This is a genomic window from Roseateles sp. P5_B10 (genome assembly GCF_056400485.1).
The window spans coordinates 1-1,858 of sequence record NZ_JBFULE010000946.1 but is presented as its reverse complement, the minus strand read 5'-3'; the positions used below and the strand labels follow the sequence as shown (position 1 = coordinate 1,858).

Sequence of the window (1,858 nt, the reverse complement as noted above, 5' to 3'; positions counted from 1 at the left end):
GTACTTCTCCCTGGAGTCCGATGTGACCCTGACGTTCTATGCCCGCGGCGACGGTTCCGCGGGTGCGGGCTTCTCCGACACCTTTGCCGTGCTGGCCGGCGCCACCGCCCCGGGTGGCAGTGAAGTCGTCACCGAGAGACTGTCGCCGACGGTGGCAATGGTTGATGACTGGACCGCGTACACCGTGATGCTGCCCGGGTTGGGCGCGGGCGCGATAGGCCGCTTCGCCTTTGAGTACTTCGGCGACGCCGACACATCCAACTACATCGGCATCGACACCGTGATGGTGGCCGCGGCCGAATCAAATGCCGCGCCCGAACCCCAGACCCTTGCGCTGGTGGCACTGGGCTTGGCTGCATTGGTGCAGGCGCGCCGCAGGTCGGTCTGACACGAGAGGATGATCACCATGGCTGAAATCAAGTTCAAGGCTGCGGGTCTGATTGCCGTCATGTCGGTGCTCGTCGGGTCGGCCCCGGTATTTGCGGCCGATGCGGTGGGAATGCGCATCGTGCGCGACCCGGTGACGGGCCAGCTGCGCCCGCCCACGGCCGACGAAGCGAAGGCGATGGACGAGGCCGCCGCCAAGGCTCGCGCTGATGCGGCCGCTGCCGCACCGGGAACCAATCCCGACACCCGTGATCCGGTGGAAATCCGTACGACCAACGGCGTGCGCTACCGCGTCAACGATGCCTTCTTGTCATATTCGGTGGTCACCCGCAAGGCGGACGGTTCGCTGGACATGCAGTGCGTGACCGGGAAGGAAACCGCAGAGAAGCTCGTCCGCGACCCCAAGGCCGCCGTCTCCACCGTTGATCAATCTCGCGGGAAGCACAGCCATGAAGAAAAGTGAGTTCCTGGGCGCACTGGCGGGCGTCCTGCTGGCCGCCTCTGTCCTGCAGGCGCAGGCCGCAGCCACCATCGTCATCCAGAACTTGAACGCCGCGGGCGAAGGGTTCAACGACCCGACGCCTGCAGCTCCCGTGGGTGGCAACGCCGGCACGACACTCGGCCAGCAGCGCCTGATTGCCTTCCAGACCGCGGCCAACATTTGGGGTGCGACGCTCACCAGCTCGCAGACCATCGTCATCCGTGCCAGCTTCGAGCCGCTGACCTGCACTGCAACCTCCGCCGTTCTGGGCAGCGCCGGCGCATGGAACATATGGCGTGACTTTGCGGGCGCGGCCAAGGTCAACACCTGGTATCCCCAGGCGCTCGCCAACAAGCTTGCCGGCGTGAACCTGAGCGCTGGCGACCCGGTCGATGGCCAGGACATCCGCGCGCGCTTCAACTCGCGCCTCGGCTTGTTTGCAGATTGCCTGCCAGGCTCGCCCTTCTACCTCGGACTCGACAACAACCACGGTCCGAACGTCGACCTCGTCACCGTGCTGCTGCACGAGTTCGCTCATGGCCTGGGCTTCCAGACCTTCACCAGCGGCAGCAGCGGTGCACAGTTCGACAACCGTCCGTCGATCTGGGATCACTACATCTACGACGACACGGCCAAGCTGCTGTGGGTGGACATGACCAACTCGCAACGTGCGGAGTCGGCGTTGAACACCGGCAAGCTGACCTGGAGCGGAGCCGGGGTGCTGACCAGCCTGCCCACGGTGCTGAGCCTGGGCACGCCCTCGCTCACGATTGGCGGGCCCGCGGCCGGTTCCGCGGCGGGGCCGTACAACATCAGCACGGCCTCCTTCGGCGCGCCGCTGTCGTCGTCCGCCGTGACCAGCACGCTGATGCCGGTGGTTGATACCGGCACCTCGACGGGTCTGGCCTGCAACCCATTGAGCGCCGCCAACGCGCTGGCCGTGAATGGCCGCATCGCCTTGGTGGACCGCGGCACCTGCACCTTCGCCAT

At 66.3% G+C, this 1,858-nt stretch carries 3 protein-coding genes; all 3 read left to right on the top strand.

All coding sequences use genetic code 11. From position 1 onward, the window contains the following. A partial coding sequence (locus AC1DU6_RS29585; RefSeq protein ID WP_477861575.1) for a choice-of-anchor J domain-containing protein occupies window positions 1-388 on the top strand: 388 nt, incomplete at its 5' end. A gap of 18 nt (window positions 389-406) precedes the next feature. Next, window positions 407-850: a post-PEP-CTERM-1 domain-containing protein gene (locus AC1DU6_RS29580; RefSeq protein ID WP_457321535.1), complete on the top strand. Its 444-nt coding sequence runs from the start codon at window positions 407-409 to the stop codon at window positions 848-850. Then, window positions 837-1,858, top strand: a 1,022-nt coding sequence (locus AC1DU6_RS29575; RefSeq protein ID WP_477861573.1) for a PA domain-containing protein, incomplete at its 3' end; no start/stop codon positions are given. The genes AC1DU6_RS29580 and AC1DU6_RS29575, both read left to right, overlap by 14 nt.